The sequence below is a fragment of the Caballeronia sp. A2-2 genome (genome assembly GCF_057612605.2).
The window spans coordinates 576,290-594,285 of sequence record NZ_JBVFIR010000004.1 but is presented as its reverse complement, the minus strand read 5'-3'; the positions used below and the strand labels follow the sequence as shown (position 1 = coordinate 594,285).

General features: G+C 61.9%; 16 protein-coding genes. 8 read left to right on the top strand and 8 right to left on the bottom strand.

From position 1 onward, the window contains the following. Nucleotides 1-4 precede the first annotated feature (4 nt). From ACZCWR_RS33715 to ACZCWR_RS33685, 7 genes are all read left to right on the top strand, one after another. Nucleotides 5-1,531 carry an MFS transporter gene (locus ACZCWR_RS33715; RefSeq protein WP_487306418.1) on the top strand — a complete coding sequence of 509 codons (1,527 nt, stop codon included), beginning with the start codon at nucleotides 5-7 and terminating at the stop codon, nucleotides 1,529-1,531. A 71-nt stretch (nucleotides 1,532-1,602) separates the two neighbouring features. Next, complete coding sequence (locus tag ACZCWR_RS33710) at nucleotides 1,603-3,126, top strand: class I adenylate-forming enzyme family protein (protein WP_487306417.1); 1,524 nt, start codon at nucleotides 1,603-1,605, stop codon at nucleotides 3,124-3,126. Nucleotides 3,127-3,269: 143 nt separating this feature from the next. Further along, nucleotides 3,270-4,034 (top strand): flagellar brake protein, encoded by a 765-nt coding sequence (locus ACZCWR_RS33705; protein WP_487306416.1) that lies wholly within the window; start codon nucleotides 3,270-3,272, stop codon nucleotides 4,032-4,034. Nucleotides 4,035-4,084: 50 nt separating this feature from the next. After that, nucleotides 4,085-4,657, top strand: a complete 573-nt coding sequence (locus tag ACZCWR_RS33700; protein WP_487306415.1) for a DUF4142 domain-containing protein — start codon at nucleotides 4,085-4,087, stop codon at nucleotides 4,655-4,657. A 121-nt stretch (nucleotides 4,658-4,778) separates the two neighbouring features. Continuing rightward, nucleotides 4,779-5,720 carry a TauD/TfdA dioxygenase family protein gene (locus tag ACZCWR_RS33695; RefSeq protein ID WP_487306814.1) on the top strand — a complete coding sequence of 314 codons (942 nt, stop codon included), beginning with the start codon at nucleotides 4,779-4,781 and terminating at the stop codon, nucleotides 5,718-5,720. A 51-nt stretch (nucleotides 5,721-5,771) separates the two neighbouring features. Continuing rightward, nucleotides 5,772-6,380, top strand: coding sequence for a TetR/AcrR family transcriptional regulator (locus ACZCWR_RS33690; protein ID WP_487306414.1), 609 nt, complete (start codon nucleotides 5,772-5,774; stop codon nucleotides 6,378-6,380). 190 nt (nucleotides 6,381-6,570) lie between these two features. Continuing rightward, on the top strand, nucleotides 6,571-6,978 hold the full coding sequence (locus ACZCWR_RS33685) for a VOC family protein (protein WP_487306413.1): 408 nt from the start codon (nucleotides 6,571-6,573) through the stop codon (nucleotides 6,976-6,978). 13 nt (nucleotides 6,979-6,991) lie between these two features. Here the strand turns inward: ACZCWR_RS33685 and ACZCWR_RS33680 are convergent, their stop codons facing one another. From ACZCWR_RS33680 to ACZCWR_RS33670, 3 genes are read right to left on the bottom strand one after another with little or no spacing between them, the layout of a single operon-like run. Continuing rightward, nucleotides 6,992-7,522 (bottom strand): DsbC family protein, encoded by a 531-nt coding sequence (locus tag ACZCWR_RS33680; RefSeq protein ID WP_487306412.1) that lies wholly within the window; start codon nucleotides 7,520-7,522, stop codon nucleotides 6,992-6,994. Further along, nucleotides 7,506-8,090 (bottom strand): glutathione S-transferase family protein, encoded by a 585-nt coding sequence (locus ACZCWR_RS33675; RefSeq protein ID WP_487306411.1) that lies wholly within the window; start codon nucleotides 8,088-8,090, stop codon nucleotides 7,506-7,508. The genes ACZCWR_RS33680 and ACZCWR_RS33675 overlap by 17 nt, the downstream gene beginning before the upstream one ends. 20 nt (nucleotides 8,091-8,110) lie before the next feature. Next, a complete protein-coding gene (locus ACZCWR_RS33670; RefSeq protein ID WP_487306410.1) occupies nucleotides 8,111-8,380 on the bottom strand; it encodes a hypothetical protein in 270 nt (89 codons plus the stop codon). Nucleotides 8,381-8,521: 141 nt separating this feature from the next. Here ACZCWR_RS33670 and ACZCWR_RS33665 point away from each other — a divergent pair, with 141 nt between their 5' ends. Continuing rightward, complete coding sequence (locus ACZCWR_RS33665) at nucleotides 8,522-10,450, top strand: potassium transporter Kup (protein ID WP_487306409.1); 1,929 nt, start codon at nucleotides 8,522-8,524, stop codon at nucleotides 10,448-10,450. Between the two features lie 911 nt (nucleotides 10,451-11,361). Here the strand turns inward: ACZCWR_RS33665 and ACZCWR_RS33660 are convergent. The 5 genes from ACZCWR_RS33660 to ACZCWR_RS33640 all read right to left on the bottom strand — a co-directional run bounded on the left by ACZCWR_RS33660 (nucleotide 11,362) and on the right by ACZCWR_RS33640 (nucleotide 17,996). Further along, nucleotides 11,362-11,739: a hypothetical protein gene (locus ACZCWR_RS33660; protein WP_487306408.1), complete on the bottom strand. Its 378-nt coding sequence runs from the start codon at nucleotides 11,737-11,739 to the stop codon at nucleotides 11,362-11,364. Nucleotides 11,740-11,823: 84 nt separating this feature from the next. Continuing rightward, nucleotides 11,824-13,734: a propionate catabolism operon regulatory protein PrpR gene (gene prpR, locus ACZCWR_RS33655; RefSeq protein ID WP_487306407.1), complete on the bottom strand. Its 1,911-nt coding sequence runs from the start codon at nucleotides 13,732-13,734 to the stop codon at nucleotides 11,824-11,826. 48 nt (nucleotides 13,735-13,782) lie between these two features. Beyond that, complete coding sequence (locus ACZCWR_RS33650; protein WP_487306406.1) at nucleotides 13,783-15,510, bottom strand: thiamine pyrophosphate-binding protein; 1,728 nt, start codon at nucleotides 15,508-15,510, stop codon at nucleotides 13,783-13,785. After that, nucleotides 15,507-17,198 carry an AMP-binding protein gene (locus ACZCWR_RS33645; RefSeq protein WP_487306405.1) on the bottom strand — a complete coding sequence of 564 codons (1,692 nt, stop codon included), beginning with the start codon at nucleotides 17,196-17,198 and terminating at the stop codon, nucleotides 15,507-15,509. The genes ACZCWR_RS33650 and ACZCWR_RS33645 overlap by 4 nt, the downstream gene beginning before the upstream one ends. 36 nt (nucleotides 17,199-17,234) lie before the next feature. Beyond that, nucleotides 17,235-17,996, bottom strand: coding sequence for an SDR family NAD(P)-dependent oxidoreductase (locus tag ACZCWR_RS33640; RefSeq protein WP_487306404.1), 762 nt, complete (start codon nucleotides 17,994-17,996; stop codon nucleotides 17,235-17,237).

The following is a 17,996-nucleotide window of genomic DNA, read 5'->3' as shown; positions in this document are numbered from 1 at the left end:
GTTTTTGGCCGATTCATCCGTCGAACCATCAAGACGCACGACGCCCGCCGCCGCGCCGCAATCCAGCCCGTGCGACGAGCTGTTCATCCGCGCGCAACCCGCCGCGAGCGGCACGCCGTGCACGCGCCGACGCATGGCGCTCTGGTCGACGATCCTCGCCTCCAGCATGGCGTTCATCGACGGATCGGTGGTGAATGTCGCGCTGCCGTCGATCCAGAGCGAGCTGAACGCCAGCGTCGCGGCCATGCAATGGGTCGTCAACGCGTATCTGCTGTTTCTCGGCTCGCTGGTGCTGGTCGGCGGGTCGATGGGCGACAAGCTGGGACGCCGCCGCGTGTTCGTCGCGGGCATCGTCGTGTTCATGGTGGCGTCGGCGGCGTGCGGATTCGCGCCCGATTCACGCTGGCTGATCGCGGCGCGCGCGGTGCAGGGCATCGGCGCGGCCTTGCTGGTGCCGGGCAGTCTCGCGATCATCGGCTCCGTGTTCGAAGGCGCTGAACGTGCTCGCGCCATCGGCACGTGGGCGGGCGTGGCGGCCATCACTTCCGCGCTCGGACCGGCGGCGGGCGGCTGGCTCGTCGATGCTTTCTCCTGGCGCGCGATCTTCTTCCTCAATCTGCCGATGGCGGCGGCCACCATCACGCTCGCGCTGCTGGCGGTGCCGGACAGCCTCAAATCCGATGCGCCACCCTCGCTCGACTGGCTCGGCGCCGCGACCGTGACCGCAGGGCTGGGCGCGCTCACGTATGGGTTGACCGAAGCATCGTCGCGCGGATTCGGCTCGGCGGTCGTGCTCGGTTTGCTCGCGGCGGGCGTGGTGCTGCTGGCGGCGTTCATCGTCATCGAGGCACGCAGCCATGATCCGATGATGCCGCTCGACGTGTTCCACTCGCGCGATTTCTCCGGCGCGAATCTGGTCACGCTGCTGCTGTACTTCGCGCTGTCCGGCCTGCTGTTCTTCCTGCCGTACACGCTGATTCGCGCCTACGGTTACAGCGCCGCCGAAGCGGGCGCGGCCGTCTTGCCGATGCCGCTCATCATCGGCGTGCTCTCGCGTTTGACGGGCGGCCTGACGACCCGCTTCGGCGCGCGCGCCTTGCTCACGGTCGGGCCGTGCGTGGCGGCGGTTGGTTTCGTCTTGCTCGCGCGGCCTTACATCGGCAATGGCGAAGGTTATTGGACCGGATGGCTCCCCGCGCTGCTCGTGCTCGGCTTCGGCATGACGATCACCGTCGCGCCGCTGACGGCGACCGTCATGGCATCCGTGCCGGACGAACGCACGGGCGTGGCCTCGGGCATCAACAACGCGGTGGCGCGCGTCGCGGGGCTGTTGGCGGTGGCGGTGCTGGGCATCGTGTTCGTGCGGGTGCATGACGCGACATTGGCGCACGCGGGTCATTCCGAAGCCAGCGCGATTGCCGCCGCATTGCGTGCCGTTTCCTTCCTGTCCGCCGGATGCGCGTTCGCCGCCGGAGCACTCGCCGCCGTCACCATCCGCGCGCACGAACGTCAACCCGAAAAAGCCGCCTAATTTCCCCCTCACTGTCGGGGCGCAAGATGCGTTGCATCCACGGACCATCTTCACCACGACTGGGGGCGATCATGAAGATCGATCACACGCAGGAACCGGGTTTTCAGCCTTATATCGATGTCTTGCTCGACCGCCTGAACGCGCGCGCCGACGAAGCCGTCCTCCGCTATCGAAACGACGATGTAACCGGCGACGCACTACGCCGCGCGATCTTCCGTCATGCGCGGGCGCTGGCGGAACTCGGCATCGGACGAGGGACGCTGGTGGCGCTGTTCGCGCCGAATTGTCCGGATGCGCTCGCCGTGCGCTACGCCGCGAATCTGCTCGGCGCGGCCGCGATGTTTCTCGCCGCGCCAAACACGGCCGAACGCCGTGCGGCGTTGATTGCGCGCATCCGTCCGGCGCTGTTGGTGGTGTTTCCGGGCACCGCTCATCTCGTGCCCGAAGGCGTGAACGTGCGCGTGAAGCAGATCGGTTTCGGTCCGGCGTCGTCGCGGCTGGACGCGCTTGCCTACACGCAAGACGACCGGCCGATGAAATGCCGTGCGTTGGCGCGCGATCTTTGCGTGGTCGCATCGTCGGGCGGCACGACCGATATCCCCAAGGGAAGCTGCCGCTCGTTCGCCGCGTATTCGGCGCTCGCGGCCCACGCGCCGGATGCCACCGGCCAGCGCCGCCTCGTGAACGGACCGCTCGCGTATCTCTCGCAAGTGCTGGTGGATTCGACGCTGATCGGCGGCGGCACGGTCGTGCTGGAATCACATTACGATGCCGCCGATACACTCGCCGCCATCGAAGCCGAACGCGTCACGGACGTGCTGCTGGTCGAGCCGCAATTATTCGAAGTGATGGATCATCCCGACGTGCGCCGTCGCGATCTGTCATCGCTGCGCAGCATCGCGCATATCGGCGGCTCCGCGCCCGCGATCCTGCGGCGGCGCGCAATCGACCGGCTTGGGCCCGTGCTCACCCATCTCTACGGCGCGAGCGAAGCCGGTTTGGTGAGCGCGCTCACGCCCGCCGAATACCGGATCGATGCAAGTCTCTTGAATAGCGCGGGCCGCGTGCGTCCCGGCGTCGAAGTGCGTTTTCGTCGCGCGGATGGCGGGATTTGCAGCGCAGGTGAAGCGGGCAGTATCGAAGTGCGGTCGGCATCGGTGGCGCAGGGTTATCGGCATCAACCGGCGGATGAAGCGCGGAAGTTTCGCGACGGATGGTGCCTGACCGGCGACATCGGCTATCTCGACGATCGCGGCTATCTGCATATTCTCGGCCGCGCGGCGGACGTGATGCGTATCGACGGACGCGCCATCGGTCCCGCGCAAATCGAAGACGTGTTGTGTGCGCTGCCGGACGTGCGTTACGCGGTGGCGTTCGCGGCGGGCATCGCGTTCGATGTGGCGATCGAACCGTGGCCGGGCCGCACGATCGACCTGGCTCGCTGCGCGCGTGCGCTCGATGCCGCGTTCGGCCCGCGCGTGGCGAACACGGTCCGCGTCGCGATGATGCCGCGCGTGCCGCTCACCGAACAAGGCAAGCCGGATCGCACGATCATTGCACAACGTTGCCGCTCGATTGCCTTGGAACAGGTTTGATGTGCGTGGCCCGTAACATCGCTCGCGATGTTACGTAGCACGAACGCCTTAACGAGCGCGCATCCTCGGCAAACCCGCAAGAAACGCACTTGGCACGCTCCTCGCATAACGCTGCGCACCTACAAAAACAGAGCCCGACGCCGATGATCGCCGAATCCGCCCTCACCGAAAAAATCGCCGCCTCCGTGAGCGGCATCGACGAACGTCATGCGCTGCGGCATCCGCTGCAGATTGCGCTGTGTTTGCGCGGGCTGGCATCGCATCGTGACTTTCTCACGGTCGAATTCGGCGGCGCGCAACTCGTCACGCAAGTGCTCGATGTCGATTCGCGGCGCGCGTGCTTTCTGTTCGATCTTGGCGGCGTGCCCGAACGCAACGCCGCGTTGCTGCGCGCCGAGACGCTCGTGTTCCGCAGCCAGCCATCGGGCATTCGCACGGAATTCGTCGTGCCACAAGCATCGATGACGCAATTCGAAGGCCGTCCCGCCTTCGAGGCCGCTTTCCCCGCGCTGCTCTACTACGTGCAGCGGCGCGAGTTCTATCGCGTGGAAACACCGCTGTGCGATCCGTTCACCGCAACCGGGTCCGATCCGCACGGCGAAGCGTTCACGCTCGATTTGCAGGACATTTCGCTCGGCGGCGTGGCGTTGCGTACCGCCGACACGCGTTTCGCCGATGTCGAACGCGGCACCGTCTGGCGCGATATCACGCTCGATCTGCACGGTCATGGCGAGTTCACCGTCGATCTGGAAATCGTCGCGCCGCGTCAGGCTTTCACGCCGACCGGCGAACGCCGCACCGTGCTGGGCTGCCGCTTCATGGCGCTCGATGGAATCGCGGAACGCACGGTGCAGCGCGTCATCGCGCAACTGGAAACGCGCAATCTGCGACGCACCAACCGCGACTGAGCTTAAGAAGCGCGTTATGCTGGAGCTTTCGTTTTCCTTCGAGGCCTGCAGTGTTCACGCAGACGCGCGGTTTCCACGCATTCATGAAGCGTTGGGTCATGGCGATGCTGCTGTTCGCGGCATCGACGCTCGTCGCGCATGCGCAGGACGATGACGATGGTTTGTCCAATGCGCAGATCGTCGGCGTGCTGCTGGTCGCGAATCAGGCCGAGATCGCGGCGGGTCAACTCGCGGCGGGCCGCACGAAATCGCGCAGCGTGCAGGTCTATGCGAACCGCATGGTGATCGAACATCAGCAAGTGAATCAGGATGCGAACGCCGTGCTGCAACGCGCAGGCGCGACCGCACAACGCAGCAACACGAGCGATGCCATTACCCGCGAAGCCCGCGACGCGCTTTCATCGCTCGAAGACGCCAGCGAATACGACTTCGATCAGCGCTATCTGGCGCGCGAAGTGGATTTTCTCGGCCGGCTCGTCAATGTCATGGACGGATATATCCGCACCACTTCGAATACGGACCTCAAGAGTCTGCTGCTGCGTTCGCGGCCCTCGTTCATCCTGCAACTCGATCAGGCGCAAAGGCTTCGGATCGCGCTGGCAAGGCCTGGTTATAGCCGATGATTTCGCGCACGGCTTATCGTTCGCGGCGATAACCACATCGCTTATTCTTCGTTCTCGCGGCGCGTAACGGCTTGTACATTCGGACTTCTTTAGAAAGGAGACCGACGTGAACGCAGCTTACATTGCCCCGACAGAAACTCACTCCGCGATAACCGTCGAGCCGCAGTCGGCGCATATCGGCGCGTTGATTGGCGGCGTCGATCTCACGCGGCCGCTGTCTCAAACTCAAATCGATGCCATTCGCGCCGCGCTCCTGCGATGGCGCGTGGTGTTCTTTCGCGAGCAGTTTCTCAATCACGAACAGCATGTCGCGTTCTCTGCACAGTTCGGGGAACTGACGGTCGGGCATCCCGTGTTCGGGCATGTGGAAGGACATCCGCAAATCTATTCCATCGCCAAGTTTCGCAAGGCCACGCGATTCGAGGGTCAAGCGTTATTGCGTCCGTGGACCGGCTGGCATACGGATGTCACCGCCGCCGTGAATCCGCCGTATGCGTCGATTCTGCGCGGCGTGACCATTCCTCCTTACGGCGGCGATACGCAATGGACCAACCTCGTCGCTGCGTATGCGAAGTTGTCGGCGCCTTTGCGCGCGTTCGTCGATACGCTGCGCGGCGTGCACAAGTTCGCGCCACCGCAAGGCGCGCGTGGCACGGATGCATTCGATAAAGCCGTGGAAGATCGCACGCTGGTGAGCGAGCATCCGCTCGTGCGCGTGCATCCCGAAACGGGCGAACGCGCGTTGTATGTCAGCCCGTCGTTTCTCAAGTCGATTGTCGGACTCACGCCGCGAGAGAGTCAGGCTTTGCTCGAACTGCTGTGGGAACACGTCACGCGGCCCGAATTCACGGTGCGCTTCAAATGGGAGCCGGGCAGCATCGCGTTCTGGGACAACCGCGCGACCGCGCATCTCGCACCGACCGATATCTTCGATCTGGAGTTCGATCGTCAGCTTTATCGCACCACGCTGGTGGGCGATGTGCCTGTCGGTCCCGATGGCAAATCTTCCGTTTTGCTATCAGGTTCTTCGGTCGATGCCGTGAGCGCCACTGCGTTGAACTGAGCGATCGTACAATGAGTGCGTCCCGTCGAGCGACCTCACGAACGCACTCGCATGAGCCGAACCTCTCCGCATAAACCTTATCGTCCCCGCAAGACGCCGACGCAATCGCGCTCGGAAGACACGGTCGCTTCAATCGTCGAAGCGGCCGCGCAAGTGCTCGAAACAGCGGGCTTCGAAGGCTTCAACACGAACGCCGTGGCGGCGCGCGCGGGTGTGAGCATCGGTTCGCTCTATCAATACTTTCCGGGCAAGGATGCGTTGACCGTCGCGCTGATCCGCCGCGAAACCCAGCGTTTTCATGACGATGCCGCCGCCGCGCTGTATCAGCGCAGTGGCCGTGCCGCGCTCGACTATCTGATAGGCGCATGCGTGCGCCAGCAATTGCAGCGGCCCATGCTCGCGCGTCTGCTCGATATCGAGGAAGGGCGGCCTGCCGTGCGCCGCGAGATCGCCAAGGACGAGATGGAGCAACTCGTGATGAACGTCGTGAAACGCGCCGTGCCGCGTCATCGTGCGCCTGAACTGGCGGCGGCGGATTTGCTCGCCATCGTTCACGGCATGGTGGATGCAGCGGGCGAACGCGGCGAAACGGACATCGACGCGCTGCAAGTGCGCGTGAGCGCGGCTGTGTTCGGCTATCTTGCGCGCACCGGGAAATAGCATCGAATGTGAGCAACGCATCGCCTAAAGTAATGCGACGTCTGCGAAACGCCCTTGCCACAAGGGTTTGCGCGTTTGATCGAAGCGTGTCGAAAGCGAGTTGGGAATGTGAGCTTTTGCTTATATTCTGAAGTCGTCGGGCGAACTGGCATGGGGCCTTCGCCGCATCGACTCACTTGCGAGAACGACGATGAACGAATCGATCAAGAGCATGAAGCTCAACCACCTCAGCTTTCCTTCCTCGGACACCGCCGCCACGGCGCGTTTCTTCGAGCACTATCTCGGCTTCACCGTTTCCGGCACGTGGGAGAAGTGCTTCATCCTGAAGCGTCCCGGTTTCGATGTAGTCATCGATCATGTCGATGGCGATGCGCCCCAATGGCCGAAAGCTTTTCACGCAGGCTTCGAACTCGAAAGCCTCGATGAAGTGAGCGCGCTGTATGAGCGTTTCAAGCAGGATGGCGTGGAAATGGAAACGGGCGTGTTCAATAACGGGCGCGGTTCGCGTTTCTTTTGCCGCGCGCCGGGTGGCGTGATGTTCGAACTGAACACACGTTCGGATGCCGCGCCCGAATATCGCGGCACGTTCGATCAATGACGTCATGCGGTTTTCAGGGACGCGCGCCGTCGAGCATGTTCCTGAGATCGTCGAGCGGCAGCGCGCCGGTCACGAGATCGCCGTCGCTGAATACAATGGTCGGTGTAAGACGAATACCGAGTCGCGCGGCCATCGCGAGATTGGCGGCGACCGGCGAGTCATCGCAATGATGCGCGGGTGACGGTGCTTGCCCGCGCATCATCCAGTCACGCCATGCGGTGCTGCGATCCGGCGAGCACCAGATCGCGTCCGCTGTTGTTTTAGATTGCGGCGTGAGAATGGGAAACAGAAATACGTACACCGTAAGATTATCGATGACGTGAAGCCTGCTTTCAAGCCGCTGGCAAAACGGGCAATAAGGATCTTCGAACACGACGATGCTGCGTCTACCCGCACCCTGAACGATCCTAATTGCATGGTCGAGCGGCAAACTCGCAAAGTCGATGTGCCGCTCCTGCGCCTGCAATGAACTGCCAGGCGGCGTCGCAAATAAAAACACGACGCACGCACAGGCAAGCGCAAATACTTTATTCCAGCCCTTCATGCTCGAACGCGAGCTTGACGGCAGGCCGTTCGCGCACGCGCTCATAAAATCCATTGAGTCGCGGCGGAATGGCAAGGCCCATCTTGTTCGCCCACACAAGCATGGTAAAGAGATATGCATCCGCCACGCTCATGGACTCGCCGAAGATATATTCGCCTTCCATCATCTTCTCGATGAGCGTAAGCCGCTGACCGATCTTCTCCTTCGCCGCAGCGCCTTCCGCATCCGACGACGGCTTGAACAAGCGCGCGAACTGCTTGTGGATCTCGGTCGAGATGAACGCAAGCATTTCGAGCAAGCGCGTGCCATCGGCATCGTCCTTCGGTGCAAGGGCGGGCGCCTGTTTCGAAACCCACCATAAGATGGCGACGTTCTCCGTGAGCACGCGTCCATTGTCCATTTCGACGACAGGTACATAACCCTTCGGATTGATGTCCTCGAACTTCGCGCCGTTCTCGGTAACCTTATTCTTCAGATCGACCTTGATACGCTCGAAATCCAGTCCTGCTTCGTGCATGGCGATATGATCGGCCAGGCTGCACGCGCCCGGTGAGTAATAGAGCTTCATATTGCGGTCCTCCTTTATCTTTAGTGTGATGCCGATGCCTTCGGCCTGTCCACATAGACATCGCCGATCAGTCTGTCGTATTGCACCGGGTCCGCCCCGACGATGACGCGCAACATCTGAATGAACGCATTGCCGTCTTTCAAATTGGCGACGATGACCCGTGCCGTTCTGAGCGAAACGGAATCGGTCAACGTAGCGGAATCGTCATCCTCTAGTTCGAAAGTGAAGCGGTGAATCTCCTCGGAGGCCGGTTCCGCCGGTGTTTCATGAGCGATGATGGTGGCGCGCATCGATGACACTTCCTCGGATCAGTAGTTTTCACGTGAAAGCCTTAGTCTTTCAGCAAGGGGCATTCCGTGACGGGACTTTTATCAATGCGACAGGGAATGGCTTTTGCTAGTGATTCCATTAAGAGAATAAAACGCCTTCCCATGACGACGACCTCCAAAAGCGCGCCACAGGCCGCGTCGAACACGCATGCGGCGCGTACCGACAAGGCGCTTTCGGGCATGATGCTCGGCGCTTTGGGCGTCGTCTTCGGCGATATCGGCACGAGTCCGATCTATGCGCTGCGTCAGGGCGTGAGCGATGCCGGTCGCGTCGATGCGACCATCGTGCTCGGCATTCTTTCGATGATCGTGTGGGCCGTGCTCATTGTCGTGATGGGCAAGTACGTGTGCTATGTCATGCGCGCGGACAACGAAGGCGAGGGCGGCATCGTTGCGTTGACGGCATTGGTGCGCGCGGGCTATGAACAACAAGGACGCCACAAGCCGCATTGGCTGCTTCTCGCGGGCCTCTTTGGCGCTGCCATGTTCTATGGCGATTCGATGATTACGCCTGCTGTGTCGGTGCTGTCTGCGGTGGAGGGTCTGCATCAGGTCAGCGCGAGTTTCGATCCGTATATCGTCCCGCTCACATTGGCGATACTCGTCGCGCTGTTTGTGTTTCAGCGCTTCGGCACCGAGCTTGTCGGCAAATCGTTCGGGCCGGTGATGGCGCTGTGGTTCGTCTATCTTGCGGTCATCGGGATTTACCGCGTTATTCAGCATCCCGATGTATTGCGCGCGGTTTCGCCCACCTTTGCGTGGACGCTTGTGCAAACGCATCCCTCAATGGCGTTCACCGTGCTCGGCGCGGTCATCCTCGCGTTGACGGGCGCAGAAGCGTTGTATGCGGATATCGGCCATTTCGGGCGGCGCGCCATTCGTCTTGCGTGGCTGTTCGTGGTGTTTCCGTCGATCATCATCGGTTACTTCGGGCAGGCGGCGACGCTGCTTTATCAGCCGGGCGCGGAGAAGCAGCCATTCTTTCTTGCCGCGCCTTCTTGGGCGCTCGTGCCGACCGTGTTGATTGCGCTTGCCGCGACGGTGATTGCTTCGCAAGCCGTCATATCCGGTGCGTTCTCCATGACGAGTCAGGCCATCGAACTCGGTTTTTTGCCGCGTTTGCGCGTGATCGAGACATCGAAGACGCATCGCGGGCAGGTGTATGTGCCCGCGGTGAACGCGGTGCTGTTCGCTGCGGTGATTTTTCTTGTGCTCGCGTTTCGTAGCTCGGACCGGCTCACGAATGCGTACGGTATCGCGGTGGGACTCACCATGCTCATTACCAGCGTGCAGATGGTGAGTCTGACGCGGCAACTGTGGCGCTGGCCGTGGGCAGCGGTGGCGCTAATCAGCGTGCCTTTGCTTGCAATCGATGGCTTGCTCGTCGCGGCCAACGTCCACAAGATTCCGCAGGGCGGCTGGTTTCCCGTGGCGATCGGCGTGCTGTTGTTCGTGTTGATGTCGACGTGGCATCGCGGACGCAGGCTCGCCGCGCTGCATGCCTCGCACGCGCCACCGCTCGATGCTTTTCTGCGCGATGTCCTGTCCAGCGCAGAGCCACCCGCGCGCGTGGGCGGCACGGCGATCTATCCGGGCACGGCGCAGGGCGCGACGCCATCCGCGCTCGAAAGCAATGTGCGGCATAACCATGTGCTGCATCGGACGGTCGTGGTGTTCGCGAATCGTTCGGAGTCCGCGCCACGCGTGGATGAGCAGACGCGCATCGAAGTGCGTGATCTCGGCGCGGGTTGCTACGAAGTGATTTCGCGGCATGGATTCGTGGAGCGGCCGAATCTGCCGCGTTTGCTGGCATCGCTCGAGGGACAGCTTGGCGACTGGCGTTTCGAGCCTGCGCGCACGAGTTTTTTCTTGCCGCGCGATGAAGTGACGCCCGGTTGTTCGCACGGGCAGATGTCGCGTTGGCGCGAAAGGCTGTTCGGCGAGATGTCGTTTCATTCGGCATCGAGTGCGGAATATTATGGATTGTCGAGTGGGGATGTGGTTGAGGTTGGGGTGCAGGTGGTGCTTTGATCCATGGCGATGGACGCTTTCTTTAAACCCATGGCGTTGGTTTTTGCTGTCGTTGTTTTTGATTTTGTTGTTCTCTCGTGCAAAGGGCTTCTCTTGTTTGTTTAGCTTATTCAGTAGCCGCCTCCCCGGCGGGGGGGTAACTTTCTTTGCTGCTGCAAAGAAAGTCACCAAAGAAAGCAGCTTTTTACCCCATGCACGCTGGCTGGAAAGGGTTGGTCTGGATTAACGGATGCAGTGACCGCAATAGGACGTGCCACGCATAACGAGTCGCTTAGGCAACCTTGCGATTGCGCGCTCGAATTCTTTAGCGTTAGTGGTCCACGCTCATTCCTTCGGCCATGCGCTGCGCGCGCCGAGAGCTTTAGAACGGAACCCCGCAGCGTATAAGAGCCCAGCCACATCAAACCACATCGCACCCCTCCCATTGGGCACTACCGTGGTTAGCACTTCCATGAATGGCACACCGAAAGCGTTAGGCTTTGCTGGAAGTGCTGACCAAGGTAGGGCCGAATAGCAATCTAGCGGGGAGGCGTGAGGTGGCTGGGCGCTGATAGGCTGCGGGATTCCGTTCTAAAGTTCTCGGCGCGCGCAGCGCATGGCCGAAAGAATGAATGCGGACCACTGGCCCAAGTATATTAGAGCGCGAAATCGCGAGGTTGCCTAAGCGGCGGGTCAAGCGTGGAAAGTCCTATTGCGGCCACTGTACCGATTAATCCAGACCAACCCTCTCCAGCCATCGTGCATGGGGTAAAAAGCTGCTTTCTTTGGTGACTTTCTTTGCAGCAGCAAAGAAAGTTACCCCCCCGCCGGGGAGGCGGCTACTGCATAAAAAGCCCAAAAACCAGCAGCCCCTTGCACGACAAAAACAACAAACCCAAACCGACAGCAGGTCGACATCAGACCGTTAAACCTCACCGCTCAAACCTCCTAACCGCCCGCAAAATCTCCATCAACCCAAACGCCGGATTACGCCGCCGCTCGTCGGCGAGTTCCCGCGCTTGCGAATCCGTCACCCCAAGCGCACAAAGCGCCGACAAATCCTCAAAATTAAACGCCCCCAACACGTGCGGATGATTGGCGAAGCGCTCGCTCACGCGCAGGCAATGCCGCACATGCATGAGACTGGACAGGCCGAAGCGATCGCGTACTTCGTCGTACGCGGCCCACGTCGCTTGTTGCCGGTCGGTCTCCGTCGGGAACGACTTCGAGTCGATCTCCAGCATCGCCAGGCTGATTTCGTTGCCGGCCAGGATGCGTGGATCGATGCTTTTTTGTTTTGGTGTGTGCATTCGAGGGTAGTGCCAGAAGTACAGATGTTTTAGCGGCCTCCTTTGGGAAATCTTAAGCGTGGGTGGAAAAAAACGGGCGTACGCTCAAGTTTCCGGTTCCTTCAACCTTCTCCACAACGTCGAGCGACTGATCCCCAACTGCTTCGCCGCCATCGACAGATTCCCCTCGCATCGTTCGATCACTTGCAACAGCGTCGCGCGGTCGCGTGGCGGCGCGATCTCCTGCGCAAACGTTTCCTCGTCATCAAAGAGCGTCCTTGCGATATCCGCATCCACGGGCAAAGCCGATTCGCCATACAGCACCGCCGCGCGTTCCATCACGTTTTCAAGCTCACGCACATTGCCCGGCCACGCGTGCCTCAGCAAAAAAGGCATCAACGCATCGACGATATCTTTTGCGCTCAACGTAAGCGCGCGACGGCTCAATAACTTCTCTGCCAACAACCCAATATCGCTCCCACGCTCACGCAGCGCCGGTAACATGAGCCGCAAGATATTCAACCGATAATAAAGATCCTGCCGGAAAACCCCCTGCGTCACGCACGCCTTGAGATTGCGATTCGTCGCTGCCACCACGCGCACATCGATCGGCACGGGCTGCACGCCGCCGAGCCTCACGACCTCACGTTCCTGCAAGACACGCAGCAAACGCGTTTGCAATGGCATCGGCATTTCGCCGATTTCATCGAGAAACACCGTACCCGTATGCGCGATTTCGAATAGCCCCGGCTTGCCGCCCTTGCGTGTGCCCGTGAACGCGCCTTCCTCATAACCGAACAATTCGCTCTCCAACAACGACTCGGGAAAGCCCGCGCAATTGATCGCCACGAACGGCCGGTTCGCCCGCGCGCTCTCGTTATGAATGCCCTGCGCGAACAACTCCTTGCCCGTGCCGCTTTCACCGGTGATGAGCACCGTCGCGTCGCTTGCCGCATAGAGCCGCGCCAGCGCGATCATCTCCACCATCGACGGCGACTGGCCGACGATATCCTCAAGCCGATAACTCGCCGCAAACGTTGTCCGCCGCGCTTCGGCGCGAATCTGCCGGTCGGCGCGCTGCACGTTGCTCGCATCCTGCACGACGATCATCGCGCCGGTATGGCCTTCTTCATCGGGAATCGGCGTGACGCCATAAACCAGCGTGCGATGCCCGATGTTCAGCACTTGCGATTGCTTCGCCGCACCCGTCTGCATGACTTCCTCGATGCCGAACCACGCGCCCGGATCGCCCACCGGCTGCCCGACCATCTCGCCGACATCCACCTCCGTCAGCCGCGCGAAGGACGCGTTGGCCGCGACCACGCGACGGTTCGCATCCACGACCATCACGCCGTCGCCCAGATATTCGAGGATGGTGCTGAAGCGCTCGCGCCGCGCCGCATTCGCGCGGGCGTTGCTGGCAAGCGCAATGGCATCGTCGAGCGCACGTCTGATCGAACTGGGCGAATTGATGAGGATGCCGGTCAGCCCGCGCCGCGCGGCCACTTCCGTCACCATCGACGAACCGACGATCACCTCGTAGCCTTCCGCCGACAGCACGTCGATTTTCTGCTCGGCCTGTGCGAGCGTGGTGTACGTTTCCTGACGGCATCGCACGGTCAGGAGATCGGTCGCGATCTGCAACTCGGCAACGGGCCGCCGATAACTCAGCACGCCGACCGTCTTCGCGATTCGACGCGCCTGTTCCAGCGCGAAGATCACGTCGTAACCGGTGACGGGCATGAGCACGACGGGCGCATCGAGATGAGCGCGCAGATACGCGCCGGTCGCGCCCGCGCACACGAGCACGTCGAAGCCCTCGCGGCGCTGCGTGGATTGCGCGAAGGCGAGGGCATCGGCGAAGGGGACATCGACCACGCGGATATCGGCGACGCCCGCATACGCGGGCAGCACCTTCTGCACTTCATCGGCGAGGCGGCTGGGCGGCGTGATCAGCTCTAAATGGCTGATGAGGACGAAGATCTGCGGTAACGCCTTGCGGTGCGGCTCCACCATCGCCCTTGTCTCTCGAAGAAAGAATGAAGCGATGGTAGCACCGCGTTTTCAGTCCTTCGATGCCCGCCACGCGCGTTCGGCGTCGTCCCACGCTTCGAGCGGCTGCAAGTCGGGCACCCACGCCAGCCCCGATTTGCTGTCCGACGATGCCGCTTCCGGCGTCACCACGACATCGAGCAGCGCAGGCCGGTTCGCAAGCGCACGGCTGATCGCGCCCGCGAGATCCTCGGGCCGCTCCACGCGCTCCGCATGCATGCCGAAGCCGCGCGCCATCGCGGCGTGATCGGCGAATTGCAGCTTCGTGCCGACCACGCGGCCATGCGTATCCTGCTGATCGCGCACTTCGATCTGCCACGCACCGTTGTTCGCGACGACGACCAACAGCGGCGCCTGATGACGCACGGCGGTATCGATCTCCATCGCGTTGAAGCCGAACGCGCCATCGCCGGTCGCGACGATGGTGGTCTGATCCGGCCGCGCGAGACTCGCCGCGATGCCGAACGGCGTGCCCACGCCGATGCAGCCGAGCGGACCCGGATCGAGATACGTCTGCGCGGGCAGACCCACGCGCGCGAAGCTCAGGAAATCGCCGCCATCGGCCACGACGATGCCATCCTTCGGCATCTGCTCGCGCAGTTCCGCGATCAGCCAGTTCGGATGGATGCGGCCATCGCTGCCGGTCTGTTTCGCGCGCAATCCCGCGTTGAACTTCTCGACGCGCGCTTCATGGTTCTGCCGATGCTTCGTCAGCCACGCGCGATCGACTGCGCCTTCACGGTCGCCTATGGCATCGACAATGGCTTGCATGGAGGCCGCCGGGCTCGCATAGAGTTCGACTTCCGCGTGCCGGTTGTCGCGCAGTTCGGCGGGCGAATCCGCGAGGCGAATGAACTTCGCTTCGCCGAACACGGCAGGCGAACCGTATGCAAGCTGAAAATCCAGACGTCGCCCGATGGTGATGACGAGATCGGTATCGCCCATGATCGCGCCGCGCACCGCGCCGACCACGCCGGGATGCGAGTCGGGCACGAGGCCTTTGCTCTCGCCGGTATCGAGGTACGCGGCACCGGTTTTATCGAGCAGCGCGCGCAGTTCGGCACCGCCGCCCATCGCGCCGCGCCCGGAGATGACGAGCGGACGCTTGGCCTGCAAAAGCAAATCGGCGGCGGCCTGAACGCGTTGAGGATCGGGAAGAATCGATGCGCGCACGATCACGCGAAAGTATTCGTCGCGCTGCAATGCATGCGGCACGGTTTCGCGCAACGTGTCCGTCGGAAAGTCGAGATACACCGGGCCCGGATCGCCACCTTCGCCTTGCGCGCGCGACAACGCCTCGCGCAATTCCGGCAATGCAAGCGATGCCTCGCGCACCGTGCGCGCATAACGCGTGATCGAGCGCACGAGGTCCACATGCACCATGTCCTGCAACGCGCCGCGATTCTCTTGCTGACGCGGCGGAATGCCCGACAGCACCATCACCGGCGCGCGCGCCACATGCGCGTTCGCAATGCCTGTCATCGCGTTCGTGGTGCCCGGTCCGGCGGTCACGAGCGCCACGCCTGGCTCGCCGGAAAGCTGTCCGTGCGCATGCGCCATGTAGACGGCGGCGCGTTCGTCGCGCACATCGACGATCTGGATTCCTTCGGCATCGAGCCGCATCCAGATGGGCATGATATGGCCGCCGCACAGTGCGAAAACACGCGTCACGCCCTGCGCCTTCAGAAAGCGTGCGATGACGCCCGCAACGGTATCTTCAGTCAACGGTGGCAAATTCATGATGCGCTCCTCGCGATATCGCGCGTCGGCGCGGTGGCCGGCGCATGTTCCACAGGCTTCTTCTTCGATGCACGCAGATCGATCGCACCGGGCCGCGTGCGCGGATCGCCTTCTTTAAAGAGGCTGATCTTGTGCAGCTTCTGCGAACTCGTCGTGGGCAACGCATCGAGAAAGAGATACCACGCAGGCGCTTTGAAATACGCGAGCCGTGCCATGCAATAGGCGAGCAGATCGCGCGCCAACTTCTGATGATCGGTCACGTCCGGTGTCGGCACGATGCACGCCATGACTTCTTCCTCGCGCACTTCGTCGTTCACTGCGATGACCGCCGCCTGATGCACTTGCGGATGCTGCACGAGACACGCTTCGATCTCCGCAGGCGATATGTTCTCGCCCGCACGGCGGATGATGTGCTTGTGTCGGTCTACGAAGTAAATGCGGTGGGTCTCGTCGCGCATTACCATGTCGCCGGTATGGAACCAGCCGTTTTTCCATGCTTCGTCGGTGGCGGCTTCGTTCTTCAGATAGGCCGTGAAAAAGCCCTTGCGCGGCGCTTCCGCGCTATGACGAATAAGCAATTGCCCCGGCGTGTTGACGGGAACCTCTTGTCCGTTTTCATCGACGATGATCGCCTCGATGCCCGGCGCGGGGCGCCCGAACGCACGGCTGTCGATCGCGCGCGGCTCGACGTGATCGGTAATGAGCCGCCCGACTTCCGACATCGACCACATCTCGACGAGCGGAATGCCGTAGCGTTCCTCGAACTGCACGTGATGTTCCGGCTCGCAACCCGCGCACAACGCGAAGCGAATGCTGTGCTGCTTCTCGCGCGGATCGAACGCGAGCTTGAGGAGCACGTTCGGAATGATGCCCTGAAACTGCACGGCGGTGATGCCGCACTCGGTCACATCGCGCCACCAAGTGCTCGCATGAAAGCGGTCGGGAAACACGAGGCAATTACCCGTGAGCAGCATGGCCGAAACCGAAATCGACAGACAGTTCGCATGATGCAGCGGCAACGGGTTATACAAACGCTCGCAACCTTCGCCGATGGCCATGACATCGCCGCGCGTCACGTAGCACATGCCGAACATATGAAAGTATTCGTTGCTCATGATGCAGCCCTTGGGCCGTCCGGTCGTGCCGGAGGTGTAGAGCAGGGCGGCTTCCGTGTCGGCATCGGGCTTGCCTTCCGCATGCGCGATGCGCGGCACCGGCAGCGTGCGCGGAAAGTTCTCCAGCGGCAGCACGCCCGCGACGTTCGGACACGTGCGCGCCGCTTCGGCCACTTGTGCGAGACGGCATTCGATAGCGATGGCGAGTGATGCTTCGGAATGCGACAGAAGATATTCGATCTCGTCGTGCCGGTAATCGGGATTGATCGGCACCACGCTCACGCCGAGGCCGTTGAGCGCGAAGTAATGGAAAAGGAACTCGGGCCGCTGATCGAACAAGATTGCGACGCGATGGCCCATTCCATAACCTGCTTCCTGATAGATCTCGCGCAAGGCCGACACGCGTTGCTGCGTCTCGCGCCACGTGAAGGTCACGCCGTCGGGATGGTACGCGCGTCCTTGCATCGGCGGCACCATGTAGGCGGGGCGATCCGCGAAGCGGCTGACGGCGCGTTGCAGCGAATCGTAGAGCGTGCCGAAGGTGCGTGGATCGACATCGGTCAATTCAGCCATGATTGCAGTGTCTCCTTTGTTCTTTCGATGCTTCGTTCAAAGCGTGCTGACGAGATGCCCGCCATCGACCGCGAGCACCGCGCCTGTCATGTAGGCGCCTGCATCGGATGCGAGCAAAAGCAGCGGACCGTCGAGATCTTCCGGCTCGCCCAGCCGCCGTTGCGGAATGCGCTTGATGAGCGTTTGGCCTGCATCGCTTGCGAAGAATGCGTCGTTGATGCCTGTGCGGATATAGCCCGGCGCCAGCGCATTCACGCGGATGCCGTAACGCGCAAGTTCCAGCGCCATTGATTTGGTAAGCTGAATAAGCGCCGCCTTCGATGCCGTGTAGCCCGGCAACTGCTGCGCCACGCGCAAGCCGAGTATCGATGCGATATTGATGATCGAACCGCCGTGGCCGTTGTCCTTCATGCGTCGCGCGGCTTCTTGCGCCATGAAGAACGCGCCGTTCAGATTGACGGACAGCACGCTGTTCCAGTCATCGGGCGTTTGATCGAGCAAAGGCTTCGTCAACGCGATGCCCGCATTGTTCACGAGCACATCGACTGCGCCGAGCGCTTCCTGTGCATCGTCGAATGCGCGGCGCACGCTTGCCGGGTCGGTTACATCGAGCGCAATGGCGCACGCGCGTCCGCCCATGCCAGCGATGTCATCGCGCAATGCGTTCAACGTCTCGGTGCGACGCGCGCACAACGCTACCGCCGCGCCCGCTTTCGCGAGCGTCATGGCGAAATGCGCGCCCAGTCCGCCATTCGCGCCCGTCACCAACGCCACGCGTTTTTCAAGCGAAAGCTGCAT

What these genes read in the sequence shown, in the direction of transcription:
- ACZCWR_RS33710 (WP_487306417.1), top strand. Translation starts at nt 1,603, where the DNA reads ATGAAGATCGATCACACGCAGGAACCGGGTTTTCAGCCTTATATCGAT.
- ACZCWR_RS33705 (WP_487306416.1), top strand. Translation starts at nt 3,270, where the DNA reads ATGATCGCCGAATCCGCCCTCACCGAAAAAATCGCCGCCTCCGTGAGC.
- ACZCWR_RS33690 (WP_487306414.1), top strand. Translation starts at nt 5,772, where the DNA reads ATGAGCCGAACCTCTCCGCATAAACCTTATCGTCCCCGCAAGACGCCG.
- ACZCWR_RS33685 (WP_487306413.1), top strand. Translation starts at nt 6,571, where the DNA reads ATGAACGAATCGATCAAGAGCATGAAGCTCAACCACCTCAGCTTTCCT.
- ACZCWR_RS33680 (WP_487306412.1), bottom strand. Translation starts at nt 7,522, where the DNA reads ATGAAGGGCTGGAATAAAGTATTTGCGCTTGCCTGTGCGTGCGTCGTG.
- ACZCWR_RS33675 (WP_487306411.1), bottom strand. Translation starts at nt 8,090, where the DNA reads ATGAAGCTCTATTACTCACCGGGCGCGTGCAGCCTGGCCGATCATATC.
- ACZCWR_RS33670 (WP_487306410.1), bottom strand. Translation starts at nt 8,380, where the DNA reads ATGCGCGCCACCATCATCGCTCATGAAACACCGGCGGAACCGGCCTCC.
- ACZCWR_RS33665 (WP_487306409.1), top strand. Translation starts at nt 8,522, where the DNA reads ATGACGACGACCTCCAAAAGCGCGCCACAGGCCGCGTCGAACACGCAT.
- ACZCWR_RS33660 (WP_487306408.1), bottom strand. Translation starts at nt 11,739, where the DNA reads ATGCACACACCAAAACAAAAAAGCATCGATCCACGCATCCTGGCCGGC.
- prpR (WP_487306407.1), bottom strand. Translation starts at nt 13,734, where the DNA reads ATGGTGGAGCCGCACCGCAAGGCGTTACCGCAGATCTTCGTCCTCATC.
- ACZCWR_RS33650 (WP_487306406.1), bottom strand. Translation starts at nt 15,510, where the DNA reads ATGAATTTGCCACCGTTGACTGAAGATACCGTTGCGGGCGTCATCGCA.
- ACZCWR_RS33645 (WP_487306405.1), bottom strand. Translation starts at nt 17,198, where the DNA reads ATGGCTGAATTGACCGATGTCGATCCACGCACCTTCGGCACGCTCTAC.
- ACZCWR_RS33640 (WP_487306404.1), bottom strand. Translation starts at nt 17,996, where the DNA reads ATGCAGCTTTCGCTTGAAAAACGCGTGGCGTTGGTGACGGGCGCGAAT.